This window comes from Microbacterium sp. CH1 (genome assembly GCF_001595495.1).
In the GTDB taxonomy this organism is placed as follows: domain Bacteria; phylum Actinomycetota; class Actinomycetes; order Actinomycetales; family Microbacteriaceae; genus Microbacterium.
In genome coordinates this window covers 118,490-132,511 of sequence record NZ_LOSO01000004.1, presented here as the reverse complement: position 1 = coordinate 132,511, position 14,022 = coordinate 118,490, and the positions used below count along the sequence as shown (strand labels likewise).

Here is a 14,022-nt window from a genome sequence, read left to right as displayed (position 1 = left end):
ACGATCGGCGAATGCAACCACTTCCGGATCAGCCCTCCGTGAGTGCGACGTACGCGTCGCGGTCCAGCAGTCCGTCCAGCGCACCGGCGGCGACGGACACCTTGAGCAGCCAGCCGCCCTCGAACGGCTCGGCGTTGACGAGCGAGGGGTCGTCGACGACGGCGTCGTTGACCTCGACGACCGTGCCGGCGACCGGAGCGTAGAGCTCCCCGACCGACTTCGTGGACTCGATCTCGCCGACCACGGAGCCGGCGGTCAGCTCGGTGCCGACGGCGGGGAGCTCGACGAAGACGACATCCCCCAGCTTCTCGGCGGCGTAGTCGGTGATGCCGATCGTCACGGTGTCGCCGTCACCAGCGATCCATTCGTGCTCGTCGGTGTAGCGGAGTGCGCTGAGGTCGGTCATTTTGTCCTCCGGTAGAAAGGCAGGGCGGTCACGGTCGCGGGGATGCGGGTCCCCCGCACATCAAGGAATACTGCGGTTCCCTCTTCCGCGGAAGAAGGGTCGACGTACGCCATCGCGATGGGATGGCCGAGCGTCGGGCTCAGGGCGCCGCTGGTGATCTCTCCGATCGGGGTGCCGTCGGCGTCGACGACCGCGTAGCCGGCGCGGCCGGCGCGTCGTCCTTCGGCCGTCAGTCCGACGAGGATGCGGGCATCGTCGGCGGGCGCCGGAGCGTCCTTGCCGACGAAACGGTCCTTCGTGACGACCACGACGCGGCCGAGGCCGGCCTGGGCGGGTGCGGTGTCGAGGCTGAGCTCGTGGCCGTAGAGCGGCATGCCCGCCTCCAGGCGGAGGGTGTCGCGCGCGGCGAGGCCGGCGGGGACGAGCCCGTGCGGCGCGCCGGCATCGAGGACGGCGTCCCACAGCGCGGTCGCGTGGGCGGCCGGGACGAGGAGCTCGAAGCCGTCCTCCCCGGTGTAGCCGGTACGGGCGAGGAGCAGCGGCTCGCCGGCGAACGACGCGGTCGCCCACGCGTAGTACTTCTGCTCCGCCCAGGGGATGCTGACATCGGCGATGCCCGCCGTCGCCGCGAGGATCTCCTCGGCCCGCGGGCCTTGCACGGCGATCAGCGCGTAGTCGTCCGAGACGTCGGCGACCTCCACGGCGTCCGCGTCCGCGACCCGCTCGGTGAGAGTCCGACGCACCGCGTCGCGGTTGCCGGCGTTCGAGATGATGAGGAAGTCGTCGTCGGCCAGCCGGTACACGATCACGTCGTCGACGATGCCGCCCTCCGCCGTCAGCAGCAGGGAGTACTTCGCCTTGCCGACCGCGAGCGCCGACAGCCGCCCGGCGAGGGCGTAGTCAAGGAAGGCCGCCGCGCCGGTGCCGCGGACCGTGAACTCGGCCATGTGCGAGATGTCGAAGACACCCGCCGCCTGCCGCACCGCGTGGTGCTCGGCGAGGTCGGACGTGTAGCGCACCGGCATCTGCCAGCCGCCGAAATCGGTGAAGGAGGCGCCGAGCGCCTCATGGCGCTCGCGCAACGGGGTGTAGCGGGGGTCGGACATGGAGTTCTCCCGGGCTGGGTCGGGCGGGACGACGACGTCGTCCCTGGGAACTCCCCCTCTGTCATGGGCCTGAGAGCTTCGCCCGCGCGAGCGCAGGGCTTTCACCGTCGGCGGATCCCCCGGTGCTCGGGATCGCTTTTCAGAGCGGCCGGACCTCCGCGGTACGCGTACCTGAGAGATTGGCGGGGAGGCTTGCTCCTTCGGTGCCCGGCTGCATGCGCCGGGGCTCTCCCGCGTCGGTCGTTCGGCCTGTCTTCGATTGTGGGTTCAGTCTAGCGGTCTCCCCCGCCGGCTCAGGAGCCCAGCGCGAGCTCCGCCCTGACCTCGTCGCGGAGCCTGCCGAGGTTCTCCGGTTCGGGGGCCGCCGCCAGAAGCGTCCTGGTGTACTCGTGCTGCGGGTTCAGGATCACCTCGTCGGCCGATCCCCGCTCCACGACGTCGCCCCGGAAGAGGACCATGATGTCGTCGGAGAAGTGCCGCGCGGTCGCCAGGTCGTGCGTGATGTAGAGGACGCCGAGATTCTCCTCCCGCTGCAGCTCGGCGAGCAGGTTGAGCACGCCGAGCCGGATCGACACGTCGAGCATCGACACCGGCTCGTCCGCCACGATGAACCGGGCGCCGGGGGCCAGGGCCCGCGCGATCGCCACACGCTGCCGCTGTCCGCCGGAGAGCTCGTGCGGGCGCCGTTCGGCGAAGCTCTCGCCCGGAGTGAGCCGCACGCGCTCCAGCAGCTCGATCGCCCGCGCCCGCACCTCGCGACTGTCGAGCTTGGGGTGGTGCAGCCGGATCGGACGCTCGAGGTGGTGCACGATCGTGTGGAACGGGTTCAGCGAGGCGAATGGGTCCTGGAAGACCATCTGCACGTCCGACCGGTAGCGCTCGAGGGCCGCCCCCCGCGTGCCGGACTCCTCGCCGTCGAGGAGGATGCTGCCCGAGGTCGGCGTCTCCAGCTTCATCAGCATCCGGGCGATGGTCGACTTGCCCGACCCGGACTCGCCGACGAGAGCCGTGGTCCGCCCGGCCTCCAAGGTGAACGACACGTCTTTCACCGCGTGCAGCACGCTCGTGCGGAACCCCGATCGCAGGTGGAAGTCCTTCACGAGGTTCCTCGCCTCGAGGCTGCCGCCGCGCTTCGTCTCGTCCACGCTCATCGGATGACCTCCTGGTTGACGCCGCCGCTGCGGACGAAGTCGCCCCGCTCGCCCGTGAGGGACGGGAAGCTCGACAGCAGGCGCTGGGTGTACTCGTGCTGCGGGTTGCGGTAGATCTCGGCCGCGGTGCCCTGCTCGACGATCCGGCCCTGCAGCATGACAGCGATGCGGTCGCTGATCTCGATGAGCATGGGCAGGTCGTGCGTGATGAAAATGACCGCGAAGCCGAGCTTCTCGCGCAGGCGCATGATCTCCCGGATGATGCCGCGCTGCACGACCACGTCGAGCGCCGTGGTGGGCTCGTCCATGATCATGACCTGCGGGTCGAGCGCCAGCGCCATCGCGATCATCATGCGCTGGCGCATACCGCCGGAGAGCTCGTGCGGGAAGCTCGTCAGCCGGCCGGGGTCCACGCCGACGAGCGTGAGCAGCTCCTCGGCGCGCTCCTGCTTGGCCTTCTTCGACATTCCGGGGCGGTGGGTGTCGAAGATGTCGAAGATCTGCGCGCGGACCGAGATGACGGGGTTGAGGGAGTTCATCGCCCCCTGGAAGACCATCGAGATCTTGTCCCAGCGGAAGGCGCGCAGCCCGTCTCCGTCGAGTCCGACGACGTCGATGTCATGGCCGTCGCGGTCGTGGAACACGATCTCGCCGCCGGTCATCAGGGCCGGCGCCTTGAGTAGCCGGTTCATCCCGTACGCGAGGGTGGTCTTGCCGCAGCCCGACTCCCCCGCGAGACCGAGGATCTCGCCCCGGTGGAGGGTCAGCGAGACATCCCGGACCGCCTTGACGGGCGGATCGACCTCGTACTCGATCGAGACGTTCCTGGCGGTGAGCACGGCGTCGCTCATGCGGTGACCCCCTTCTCCTTCGCGGCCTTGCGCAGACGACGGGCCGCATCGGGTGCGTTGCGCAGCTTCGGGTTGATGACCTCGTCGATGGCGAAGTTGATCAGCGCGAGTCCCGCGCCGAGGATCGCGATCATGATGCCCGGCGGCACGAACCACCACCAGGCACCGCGGCCGAGGGCCTGACCGGACTGGGCGTCGTTGAGGATCGAGCCCCAGGTGATCGAGGAGTTCGGACCGAGGCCGAGGTACGACAGCCCCGCTTCGCCGAGGATGGCGAAGATGATCGCGAACAGGAACTGCGCGGTCAGCAGCGGGAGCAGGTTCGGCATGATCTCGACGAGGATGACCCGCAGGGACTTCTCCCCCGCCACCTTCGAGGCGTACACGTAGTCGCGGGTGCGGAGCGAGCGGGTCTGCAATCGCAGCACGTACGCCGCGCCGGCCCACGACGTGATGCCGAGGACGAAGGCCACGAGCTGCCAGCTGCGCTGCGGCACGAACGACGCGATCACCATGACCAGCGGCAGTCCGGGGATGACGATCATGACGTTGGTCAGGAGAGCGAGGACATCCTCCCGCCAGCCGCCGAGATACCCGGCCAGGACGCCGAAGAGGAGGGACAGCACGATGGCGATGCCGCCGGCCGTCACGCCGATGAGCAGCGACCCCTGCGCCCCGACGGCGAGCTGCGCGAACACGTCGTTGCCGAGCTTGGTCGTGCCGAGCCAGTGCTCCGCCGACGGCGCGGCGAGAGCGGGGTTGTCGGTGCTGCGCGGGTTCTGCGTGAAGAACGGCGCGATGATCGCGAAGAGCACGATGGCGAGCACGAGCACGGAGCCGACGATGAACTTCGGCGACGTGCGGGGCAGGATCCGGCGGCGCCGGCGCTCCTGACGCTGCGTGGCCAGGGCGACGGTGCCCTCGGGGGCGACGGTGGGAGGCTCCTCCACGAGGAGCGGGTTCTTCGTGTCAGACATTCTGGCGAGCCCTCGGATCGATGAAGCCATAGACGAGGTCCATGAAGAAGTTGGCGACGAGCACCGTGAGGGTGATCACGAGGAACAGCCCCTGCATCAGCGCGTAGTCGTTGTTGGTGACGGCCTGGAACATGAGCTTGCCGACGCCCGGATAGGTGAACACCTGCTCCATGACGATGGAGCCGGCGACGACGAACCCGAGCGTGATCGAGAAGCCCGCGATCGACGGGATGGCCGCGTTGCGCGCGGCGTACGTCGTCATGATGCGTCGCGGCCGCAGTCCCTTCGCCTCGGCGGTGAGGACGTAGTCCTCGGCGAGCGTGGAGACCATCATGTTGCGCATGCCGAACATCCAGCCGCCCACCGAGCTGATCACGATCGTGATCGCGGGAAGAAGCGAGTGGGCCACCGCATCGCTGAAGAACGCCCAGGTCGGCTCCGGGCCGTCCGGGAAGTCGAAGACGTCGTAGCCGCCGAACATCGGGAACCAGCCGAGACCGACCGCGAAGACGGCGATGAGGACGAGCGCGAGCCAGAAGTACGGGATGGACTGCAGCACGGTGGTCGCCGGGATCAGGTGGTCGACCCAGGTACCCCGCTTCCAGCCGGCCCACGCGCCGAGCACGACGCCGAGCAGGAAGGAGATGACCGTCGCGGTGCCGACGAGCACCAGCGTCCACGGCAGGGCGCCGGCGATCAGCTCGGCCACCGGGGTGGGAAACTTCGTCACCGACACCCCGAGATCGCCGCGGAGCATGCGTCCCCAGTACGCGAGGTACTGCTCCCAGAGGGAGGAATCATCACCGCCGAGCAGGAGCTTGATGTTGCGGATGGTGGTCTCGGAGACCTCTCCGCCGGCCCGCTGGATCTTGGCGATCAAGATATCGGCCGGGTCCCCCGGCATGAGCCGGGGAAGCAGGAAGTTGATGGAGATCGCGGCCCACAGCGTGAACGCGTAGAACCCGATCCTTCGTGCATAGAACTTCATGTCACTCGTCCTGACTTCCTGCTTCCCCTGCTCCTCTCGTCGCTCAGCCGGCGGGCTTGATCTGCGTCAGCACGTACCCGGCGGCGATGGCGCCCCAGGACGGCGGGAACGCGTAGAGGTTCTCCTCGGTCGGCCACCCGGTGTAGTCCTTCGTGTTGTAGAAGGTCTGCGTGGCGTTGATCACGAGCGGGATGTAGGGCACATCATTGACGATCGCGTCCTGGATGGTGGCGTAGAGCTCCTTGCGCTCCGCCTCGTCCTCGGTGCTGATGGCCTGCTGGATGGCCGCATCGACGGCGGGGTTGTTGTACCGGCTGAAGTTCCAGCGCCCCGGGGGGATCTCGGTGCCGACCGGGCTGGTGGACTGCACCTCGGTGCCGCCGAACCAGTCGCGGTAGATCTGGAACGGGTCGGCGATCGTGGTGCCCACGACGCCGCCGACGATCAGCTGGTACTCACCCGACTGGCGGGTGTCGACGAACTCCTGCCACTGCACGGTCGACGGAGTGATCTTGATGCCCGCGGCCTCGGCCTGCTCGGCGATGAGCTTCGCGGCGTCGTTGTAGTCCGTCCAGCCGTCGACCGAGATCAAGCTGAGCTCGACCGGAACGCCGTCCTTCTCGTAGATGCCCGACGAGCCCTTGGTGTATCCGGCGGCCTCGAGGATCGACGTGGCCTCCTCGACGTTCGCCTCCTGCGGGCTGACCTCGTACGCGTCGTCCGTGAGCCACTTCTCGTCGCGCGGGAGCAGCGTGTACGCCGGCGAGATGTCGGCGGTGAGCCCGACGAACGCCTTGTCCTTGATGGTCGCACGGTCGATCGCGACGTTCAGCGCCTGGCGGACGGCCACGTCGGTCTGCGGGCCCGTGCAGCCGAGGTCGGCGTTCGAGCAGGTGTAGAGGACCGACGGGTCCTGCGGCGTGTTGATCCACTCGATCTTGCCGTTGCCGGTCACGTCGTCCGGGTTCGGGATGAACATCCCGGTCCAGTCCAGCTCGCCGGCGGCGACGAGATCCTGGGCGGTCTGGTTGTTGTCGACCGCGATGTACTGGACCTTCTTGATGGCCAGCTCGTCGGCACCGCGGAAGTTCTCGTTCGCCACGAAGGTGTAGGACTCGCTGGTGGTCTTGTCGACGACGTAGGGCCCGGAGCCGACCGGCTTCTCGTTCGTGAAGTTCGCGAAGTCGTCGACGTCCTTCCAGATGTGCTCGGGGAGGATGTAGCTGGACCCCATCCGCTGGAACTCGGTGGTGTACTGCGCGATGCCGTAGGTGAGCACGACCGTCGTGTCGTCGATGGCCTCCGCGGAGATCAGCTTGTTGCCCTCGGGGTTGTTCGCCTCGTACAGGAAGGTGAAGGCCACGTCCGCAGCCGTGAGCGGCTCGCCGTCACTCCACTTCAGGTCGGGCTTGATCTTCACCGTGATCTGCGTGCCGTCCTCGTTGTACTCGAAGGACTCGCCGATGAGGCCGATGGGCTCCTCGTCCCTGGTCTTGTTGTAGAAGAACAGCGGCTCGTAGATGGGGCCGAGTGCGCCGTGGAGCACGTTCGGGGCGAAGGGGTTGTAGTTCGTGGTGATCGGGGTCGTGCTGCCGGCCCAGACGCGGAGCGCGCGGTCGCCGTCGGCGTTGCCGCCGTCGTCGCCGCCTCCACCGCTGCCGCAGGCCGTCAGGCCCAGGGCGAGGACCGAGGCCCCCGCGACCGCCGTGAGCGCGATCTTGCGCTTTCCGTTACGGATCATTCTTCATTTCCTCTCGGTGCTGCACTGCAGGAGGGATTCTCCGGTTGGAGCTGAACCCCGGGCGGGGTTCACGGGAACCCCGGGAGGTGGCCTGCGGCCGCCCTCGAAGGGGTTTGTTAGGACAGTAACCTAACAAACCCACCCCGGGGGGACAAGCCTTCCCGCGGGCGAGAGATAACGTTTCGGACTCGACGTCTTCCCTCGTCATAGGTGCGCACTAAAGGTCTCGATGACACTAAGATCGAATCCGGAGGTTAAGGTGTCTATGACTCGAAGTGCGGACATCCGCGTCGCCGTCTCGACGGTGATCCTCACGCTGCGCCGCGGTGACGACGGTCCGCCCGTGCTGGCGCTCCCCCTCGTCCGCCGGACCCGCGAGCCGTTCGCCGAGCGGTGGGCGCTCCCCGGCGGGTGGCTCACCTCCGAGGAGTCGCCGGTCGACGCCGCCGCCCGTACGCTCGCCGAGACGACCGGCCTCGCGCCCACCTATCTGGAACAGCTCTACGCCTTCGGCGCCGTCGACCGCTCCCCCACGCGGGTCGTCTCGATCGTGTATTGGGCACTGCTGCGTCAGGACGACGTGGAAGCCCAGATAACCGCGCACCGGGCATCGGGCCGTGCGCCGGAGAACGTCGAGTGGTTCGATGTCGACGACCTGCCGGCGCTCGCCTTCGATCATCACGAGATCATCGAGTACGCGCTCTGGCGCCTGCGGAACAAGGTCGGGTACAGCCGCGTGGCCCAGGGCTTCCTGCCCGCCGAGTTCACGCTCGCCGAGCTCCGGGAGGCCTACGAGTCGATCCTGGGGCGCGCACTCGACCCCGCGAACTTCCGGCGGCAGGTCGAGTCCGCCGGCAACCTGACCCGCACCGACCGCTTCCGGACGGGCAGTCATCGCCCGGCCCGCCTGTACCGCGACGACACCGATCTCGAGCTGGCCGACCGCGGTCCGCTCCGCCCGGAGGAAACGAGAACCCGATGAGCACCACCTCCGTCCCGATGCCCGCCATCCCGTCGTCGGATCCGTCCGTCGACCACGCCATCCAGGCCATCGTCGGCGGGGTCTCCACCGACGCCACCTGCACGACCGACCTCGCCGTCGGCCCCTGGGACTTCGACACACGCCCCGGCTACGGCCCCGGCTCCTCCATGGGCGATGTCATCCCCACCGGGGCTCCCCGGCAGGGAGAGCTCCCCGCGGCCTACCGCGAGGCCGGCGAGGCGGAGCTCCACCGACGCATCGAGGCGGCGAAAGCCGCGCTCGGAGATCGCGTGGTGATCCTCGGGCACTTCTATCAGCGCGAGGAGGTCGTGACGCACGCCGACGAGGTGGGCGATTCGTTCCAGCTCGCCACCGCCGCCACGATGCGGCCGGACGCGGAGGCGATCGTCTTCTGCGGCGTGCACTTCATGGCCGAGACCGCCGACCTCCTCTCGCGTCCCGACCAGGCGGTGATCCTGCCGAACCTCGCCGCCGGGTGCTCGATGGCGGATATGGCCGACATCGACCAGGTGGAGGAGTGCTGGGAGCAGCTCGCCGACGTGCTGGGCGACCTCGACACCCCGGACGCCGACGGCCGCGTGCCGGTGATCCCCGTCACCTACATGAACTCCTCGGCGGCGATCAAGGGCTTCGTCGGGCGACACGGCGGCATCGTCTGCACCTCGTCCAACGCCGCCACGGTCCTGGAGTGGGCGTTCGCCCGCGGCCGCCGCGTGCTCTTCTTCCCCGACCAGCACCTCGGCCGGAACACCGCGAAGGCCATGGGGGTGCCCCTCGATCGGATGCCGATGTGGAACCCGCGGCGAGCGCTCGGCGGCTCCACCGCGGAGGAGCTCGTCGACGCGCAGGTGATCCTCTGGCACGGCTTCTGCTCCGTGCACCGGCGCTTCACCGTGGCGCAGATCGAGCAGGCCCGCGCGGAGCACCCGGGGGTCCGCGTGATCGTGCACCCGGAGTGCCCGATGGAGGTCGTCGACGCGGCCGACGAGGCCGGTTCCACGGAGTACATCCGCCGCGCCATCGCCGAGGCCACGGAGCCGACGACGTTCGCGGTGGGGACCGAGATCAACCTCGTGCGCCGCCTGGCCGCACAGTACCCGCAGCACCGGATCTTCTGCCTCGACCCGGTCGTGTGCCCGTGCTCGACCATGTACCGCATCCATCCGGGCTACCTCGCGTGGGTCCTGGAGGAGCTGGTCGCCGGCCGCACACCGAACCGCATCACGGTCTCCCCCGATGTCGCCGACCCGGCTCGCCTCGCGCTCGAGCGGATGCTGGCCGCCAAGCCGCCGGTGGCCGCCGGGGCACGATGAACGTCGTCGTCGTCGGCTCCGGCATCGCCGGGCTCACCGCCGCACTGCACGCGCACGAGGCCGGGCACACGGTGACCGTCGTGACGAAGGGCGGCCTCGGGGGCGGATGCACGCCTCTCGCGCAAGGCGGCGTAGCCGGCAGCTACGGGCCTGGCGACAGCGCGGATGCCCATGCCGCCGACACGATCCGCGCCGCAGGGGGTCTGTGCGATCCGGCCGCGGTCGACACGCTCGTGGCGGACGGCGCCGCCCGGATCGCCGAGCTCCTCGCCCGCGGCGTCGCCTTCGACCGGACTCCGGGCGGCGCTCTCGCCCGCGGGCGCGAGGCGGCGCACACCCATGCCCGCATCCTGCACGCCGGAGGCGACGCCACCGGAGCCGCGATCTCCGGCGTGCTGTGCGCAGCCGTTCGCCGCGCACACGTCGCCGTCTGCGAGGGGACGATGCTCCTCGACCTCGTCGTCGAGGAGGGACGGGTCCGCGGGATCACGGTCGTCCGCGAGGGCGACACGACCGAGATCCGCGCCGACGCCGTGATTCTCGCGACGGGCGGGGCGGGGCAGCTCTACGCGCACACGACCAATCCGCCGGAGGCGACGGGCGACGGCGTCGCCGCAGCCCTGCGTGCCGGCGCCGCCGTCGCCGACCTGGAGTTCGTGCAGTTCCACCCGACCGCGCTTCCCGGCAGCCCGGTCTTCCTCCTCTCCGAAGCCATCCGCGGCGAGGGTGCCGTGCTCCGCGACCACGAAGGGCGACGGTTCGTGTTCGACAGCCACCCCGACGGGGAGCTCGCGCCGAGGGATGTCGTCGCGCGGGCCATCGCCCGGCAGGCCACCCGGCAGGGGGCGCCCGTGCACCTCGATGCGACGGCGCTGGGGGCGGACGCGCTCGCCCGCCGCTTCCCGACCATCGACCGGGTGACGCGCGCTCGCGGTTTCGACTGGTCTACGGAGCCCGTGCCGGTGACCCCCGCTGCGCACTACCTCATGGGCGGCGTCGTCACCGACCGGCACGGACGGAGCACGATCCCCGGGCTCTACGCCGTCGGCGAGACCGCCCGCACCGGGGTGCACGGCGCGAACCGGCTCGCCTCCAACTCGCTCCTCGAAGGGGCCGTGTTCGGCGCCAGGGCCGCCGCCGCGCTGGATGGACCGTGGCCTCCCGTGGTCGACCGCCTCCCCTCCCCGCCGCCGACGACCAGGGAAGACGCGCTCGCGCCACCGGAGCCCCTTCCCCCGTTCGACCGCGCGGCGCTGCAGCGGCTGCTGTGGGACGAGGTCGGTCTGCACCGGACGGGCTCCGGACTGCAGCGCGCCCTCCGGACCGTGTGCGCGTGGGCCGTCGGGATGCCACCCGCGTCCAACGTCCGCTCGCACGAGGACAGGAACCTGCTGCGGGTCGCCGAGGCCGCCATCCGCGCCGCCCTGGCCCGCCCCGTCTCGGTCGGCGCCCACCACCGCGACGACCACGCCCCCGCCGCGCCGACCCCGGCACACGCACCGATCCTGGAGACCGCCTGATGCTCACCCGCGCCACCCTGCACCGCGTCGTCGGAGCTGCACTGGAGGAGGACGCCCCCTGGGGCGACCTCACCAGCACCACCCTGCTCCCGGCGGAGACGACGGCCACGGCCGACCTCGTGGCCCGCGAGGACGGGGTCTTCAGCGGCGGCGAGGTCTTCGCCACCGCGTTCCTCCTCACCGATCCGGACACCACCGTCGACCTGCATGTGGGCGACGGCGATGCCTTCACCGCCTCCGACGTGCTGGCCACCGTGACCGGGCCGGCCCGCGCGGTCCTCACGGCCGAGCGCGTCGCCCTGAACTTCGTGCAGCGGATGTCGGGCATCGCGACCCTCACCGCCGCCTACGTCCGCGAAGTCGAGGGAACGCGGGCGCGCATCGCCGACACCCGCAAGACCACGCCGGGACTGCGGGCGTTCGAGCGGCACGCCGTGGTGTCCGGCGGCGGCCGGAACCACCGGTACTCCCTCTCCGACGCGGTCATGGCGAAGGACAACCACCTCGCAGTGCTCCAGCGGTCCGGGCTCGACCTCGCGACGGCTCTTCGCGAGGCGCTCTCGCGGCTGCCGCACACCGCCCACGTCGTCGTCGAGGTCGACCGTCTCGACCAGATCCCGGCGGTGCTCGACGGCGGTGCCCACACGGTGCTGCTGGACAACTTCTCCCTCGACGACCTGCGCGCCGGGGTGGCCCTCATCGGCGAGCGCGCCACCGTGGAGGCCTCGGGCGGCGTCGACCTGACCACCGTCCGCGCCATCGCCGAGACCGGGGTGGATGTGATCTCGGTCGGAGCCCTCACGCACTCCGCGCGGGCGCTGGATCTCGGACTCGACCTCCGGATCGACTGAGTCCGTGCTGTACCTCGATCACGCCGCGACCTCGCCGGTACGCCCCGAGGTGCGCGCGGCCATGGAGCCCTACCTCACCGCGGTGTTCGGCAACCCGGCCAGCCACCACACCGCGGGCGAAACGGCGGCGCGGGCGCTGGAGGACGCCCGCACCAGGGTCGCCCGCGTCTTCGGGGCGCGGGTAAGCGACGTCGTCTTCACCGGCGGCGGCACGGAGGCGAACAAACTCGCCGTGAAGGGAGTCACGCTGGCAGCGCTCGCCTCCGGGCGGCGGCGCGTCGTGGTGTCGCCCATCGAGCACGAGTCGATCCGGGAGTCGGCAGCGTACCTCGCGCGGTTCCACGGGGCCACGGTAGCGATGCCCGCGGTGGACGGGACCGGGCGGATCGGGCCGGACGCCCTCGACACGGTGCTCACCGACGACACGGCCGTCGTGTCCGTCGGACACGCGAACAACGAGATCGGCACCGTCCAGGACATCGCCGCGCTCCGCGAGGTCGTCCGCGCCCGCCGCGTGCCCCTCCACGTCGACGCCGTGCAGTCGGCCGGCTGGCTGCCCCTGCACGATCTGGATGCCGACGCCGTGTCGATCGCCGGGCACAAGCTCGGCGCTCCCAAAGGGACCGGGGCGCTCGTCGTCCGCGGACGCCTCCCTCTGGAGCCGCTCCTGCACGGTGGGGGCCAGGAGCGCGGACGGCGGTCCGGCACGGTGGACGTCGCCGGAGCAGTCGGCCTGGCGACGGCGCTCGAGCTCGCGGAGCACGAGCGCGCGGCCGCTGCGGCCCGAGCGGCAGAGGCGACGGCGCGCTTCATCGGCGAGGTGACCCGGCGGGTGCCCGACGCGACGCTGACCGGGCATCCCGTGCATCGGCTCCCCGCGACGGCGAGCTTCACGATCGCGGGTGTGAGCGGCGAGGCGGTGCTGTTGGAGCTGGAGCGCCGCGGGGTGATCTCGTCCAGCGGCTCCGCTTGCGCGGCCGGCAGCGACGAGCCCTCCCCCGTGCTGCTCGCCTGCGGCATCACCCCGGAGGTCGCCCAGACGGCCGTGCGGTTCACCTTCGGGCGCACCGCCCTCCCGGCGGACGCTCCCGAGCGCCTCGCCGCATTGGTCGCGGAGGCGGTCGTCGCGGTCCGCGGCTGACGGACGGCCCTAGACTCGGCGGAGTGACCGCCCCCTCCCCGACCGTGACGCTGATCGTGCCCGGACGCGACATCGCCGCGTTCGCCCCGGCCGCCCTCGACTCCCTCCGCGCGCAGACGGACGAGCGGTGGCGTGCCATCCTCATCGACGACGGCTCCACGGACGACACGGGAGCAATCTTCACGGACGCCGCCGCGAGGGACGCCCGGTTCACCGTGATCCGGCACGAGGCCTCCGTCGGGCTCGGCGCCGCGCGCAATGTCGGCCTCGCGCAGGTCGACACGCCCTACACCGGCTTCCTCGACGCGGATGACGAGCTCACGCCGGATGCCCTGTCGACCCTCGTGGGCACGCTCGAGCGCACGGGGAGCGACTTCGCCGCCGGCGCCTACGTGCGGCTGCGCCCGCAGGGGCGAGGATACGTGCCCGGCCGCGTGCAGCCGTGGGTGGCCGCGGCGACCTCTCCGGCCCGCCTCGGCACCGCTCTCGCGGAGCACCCGCAGGCCGTGTCGAACATCGTCGCGTGGTCCAAGGTGAGCCGCACGGAGATGTGGTCCGACCTGCGGTTCCCCGAAGGGGTGGCCTACGAGGACCAGGTCGTCGCGCAGACGATGTACACCCGGGCGCGCGCCTTCGACGTGCTGCCGGACGTCGTGGTGCGCTGGCGCGTCCGAGCGGACGGCACCTCGATCACCCAGAGCAAGGCGCAGCTCCCCGTGCTCCGCGACTACCTCGCCGCGCTCCGCGGCGGGATCCGCGTCCTGCAGGAGGCGGGCGCGCATGCCGCCGTGACCGCGCGGCTCGACCTCATCCTCGCGATGGACGTCGCTCCGCTCCGGGAGATCGCGGACACCCATCCCGATCCCGCCTACGCGGCGGAGGTCTCCGCGTTCCTGACCGAGCTGCGTGCCCTTCCCGAGTTCGCCGACGCCCGCCCCGACCCCAGCCTCGCCGACGCCCTCGCATGGTGAGCC

General features: G+C 70.7%; 13 protein-coding genes and 2 riboswitches. Of the genes, 6 read left to right on the top strand and 7 right to left on the bottom strand.

The features are described 5' to 3' along the window. Positions 1-28: 28 nt before the first annotated feature. From gcvH to AUV07_RS02605, 7 genes are all read right to left on the bottom strand, one after another. A complete protein-coding gene (gcvH, locus tag AUV07_RS02635; protein WP_025102937.1) occupies positions 29-406 on the bottom strand; it encodes a glycine cleavage system protein GcvH in 378 nt (125 codons plus the stop codon). Next, positions 403-1,512 (bottom strand): glycine cleavage system aminomethyltransferase GcvT, encoded by a 1,110-nt coding sequence (gene gcvT, locus AUV07_RS02630; protein WP_062633636.1) that lies wholly within the window; start codon positions 1,510-1,512, stop codon positions 403-405. The genes gcvH and gcvT overlap by 4 nt, the downstream gene beginning before the upstream one ends. Before the next feature lie 51 nt (positions 1,513-1,563). Then, a riboswitch (glycine riboswitch) is annotated at positions 1,564-1,660 on the bottom strand. A 1-nt stretch (position 1,661) separates the two neighbouring features. Continuing rightward, positions 1,662-1,756, bottom strand: a riboswitch (glycine riboswitch). 49 nt (positions 1,757-1,805) lie between these two features. Beyond that, positions 1,806-2,663, bottom strand: a complete 858-nt coding sequence (locus tag AUV07_RS02625; RefSeq protein ID WP_062633634.1) for an ABC transporter ATP-binding protein — start codon at positions 2,661-2,663, stop codon at positions 1,806-1,808. After that, positions 2,660-3,514, bottom strand: coding sequence for an ABC transporter ATP-binding protein (locus tag AUV07_RS02620; RefSeq protein ID WP_062633632.1), 855 nt, complete (start codon positions 3,512-3,514; stop codon positions 2,660-2,662). The genes AUV07_RS02625 and AUV07_RS02620 overlap by 4 nt, the downstream gene beginning before the upstream one ends. Continuing rightward, positions 3,511-4,491 carry an ABC transporter permease gene (locus AUV07_RS02615; protein WP_062633630.1) on the bottom strand — a complete coding sequence of 327 codons (981 nt, stop codon included), beginning with the start codon at positions 4,489-4,491 and terminating at the stop codon, positions 3,511-3,513. The genes AUV07_RS02620 and AUV07_RS02615 overlap by 4 nt, the downstream gene beginning before the upstream one ends. Beyond that, on the bottom strand, positions 4,484-5,479 hold the full coding sequence (locus tag AUV07_RS02610) for an ABC transporter permease (protein ID WP_062633628.1): 996 nt from the start codon (positions 5,477-5,479) through the stop codon (positions 4,484-4,486). The genes AUV07_RS02615 and AUV07_RS02610 overlap by 8 nt, the downstream gene beginning before the upstream one ends. A 43-nt stretch (positions 5,480-5,522) precedes the next feature. Next, complete coding sequence (locus tag AUV07_RS02605; RefSeq protein WP_062633626.1) at positions 5,523-7,220, bottom strand: ABC transporter substrate-binding protein; 1,698 nt, start codon at positions 7,218-7,220, stop codon at positions 5,523-5,525. Between the two features lie 265 nt (positions 7,221-7,485). On the opposite strand from AUV07_RS02605, the gene AUV07_RS02600 reads away from it, so the two are divergent. Genes AUV07_RS02600 through AUV07_RS02575 form a run of 6 tightly spaced genes read left to right on the top strand, consistent with a single transcriptional unit; the run spans position 7,486 to position 14,019 of the window. Further along, positions 7,486-8,202 carry an NUDIX hydrolase gene (locus tag AUV07_RS02600; RefSeq protein ID WP_062633624.1) on the top strand — a complete coding sequence of 239 codons (717 nt, stop codon included), beginning with the start codon at positions 7,486-7,488 and terminating at the stop codon, positions 8,200-8,202. Beyond that, positions 8,199-9,536 carry a quinolinate synthase NadA gene (gene nadA / locus AUV07_RS02595; protein WP_062633622.1) on the top strand — a complete coding sequence of 446 codons (1,338 nt, stop codon included), beginning with the start codon at positions 8,199-8,201 and terminating at the stop codon, positions 9,534-9,536. The genes AUV07_RS02600 and nadA overlap by 4 nt, the downstream gene beginning before the upstream one ends. After that, positions 9,533-11,056 (top strand): L-aspartate oxidase, encoded by a 1,524-nt coding sequence (nadB, locus tag AUV07_RS02590; RefSeq protein ID WP_062633620.1) that lies wholly within the window; start codon positions 9,533-9,535, stop codon positions 11,054-11,056. The genes nadA and nadB overlap by 4 nt, the downstream gene beginning before the upstream one ends. After that, positions 11,056-11,907 carry a carboxylating nicotinate-nucleotide diphosphorylase gene (gene nadC / locus AUV07_RS02585; protein ID WP_062633618.1) on the top strand — a complete coding sequence of 284 codons (852 nt, stop codon included), beginning with the start codon at positions 11,056-11,058 and terminating at the stop codon, positions 11,905-11,907. Before nadB ends, nadC begins: the two co-directional genes overlap by 1 nt. A 4-nt stretch (positions 11,908-11,911) precedes the next feature. Next, positions 11,912-13,048 carry a cysteine desulfurase family protein gene (locus AUV07_RS02580; RefSeq protein ID WP_062633616.1) on the top strand — a complete coding sequence of 379 codons (1,137 nt, stop codon included), beginning with the start codon at positions 11,912-11,914 and terminating at the stop codon, positions 13,046-13,048. A gap of 23 nt (positions 13,049-13,071) precedes the next feature. After that, positions 13,072-14,019, top strand: coding sequence for a glycosyltransferase family 2 protein (locus AUV07_RS02575; protein WP_062633614.1), 948 nt, complete (start codon positions 13,072-13,074; stop codon positions 14,017-14,019). Positions 14,020-14,022 lie beyond the last annotated feature (3 nt).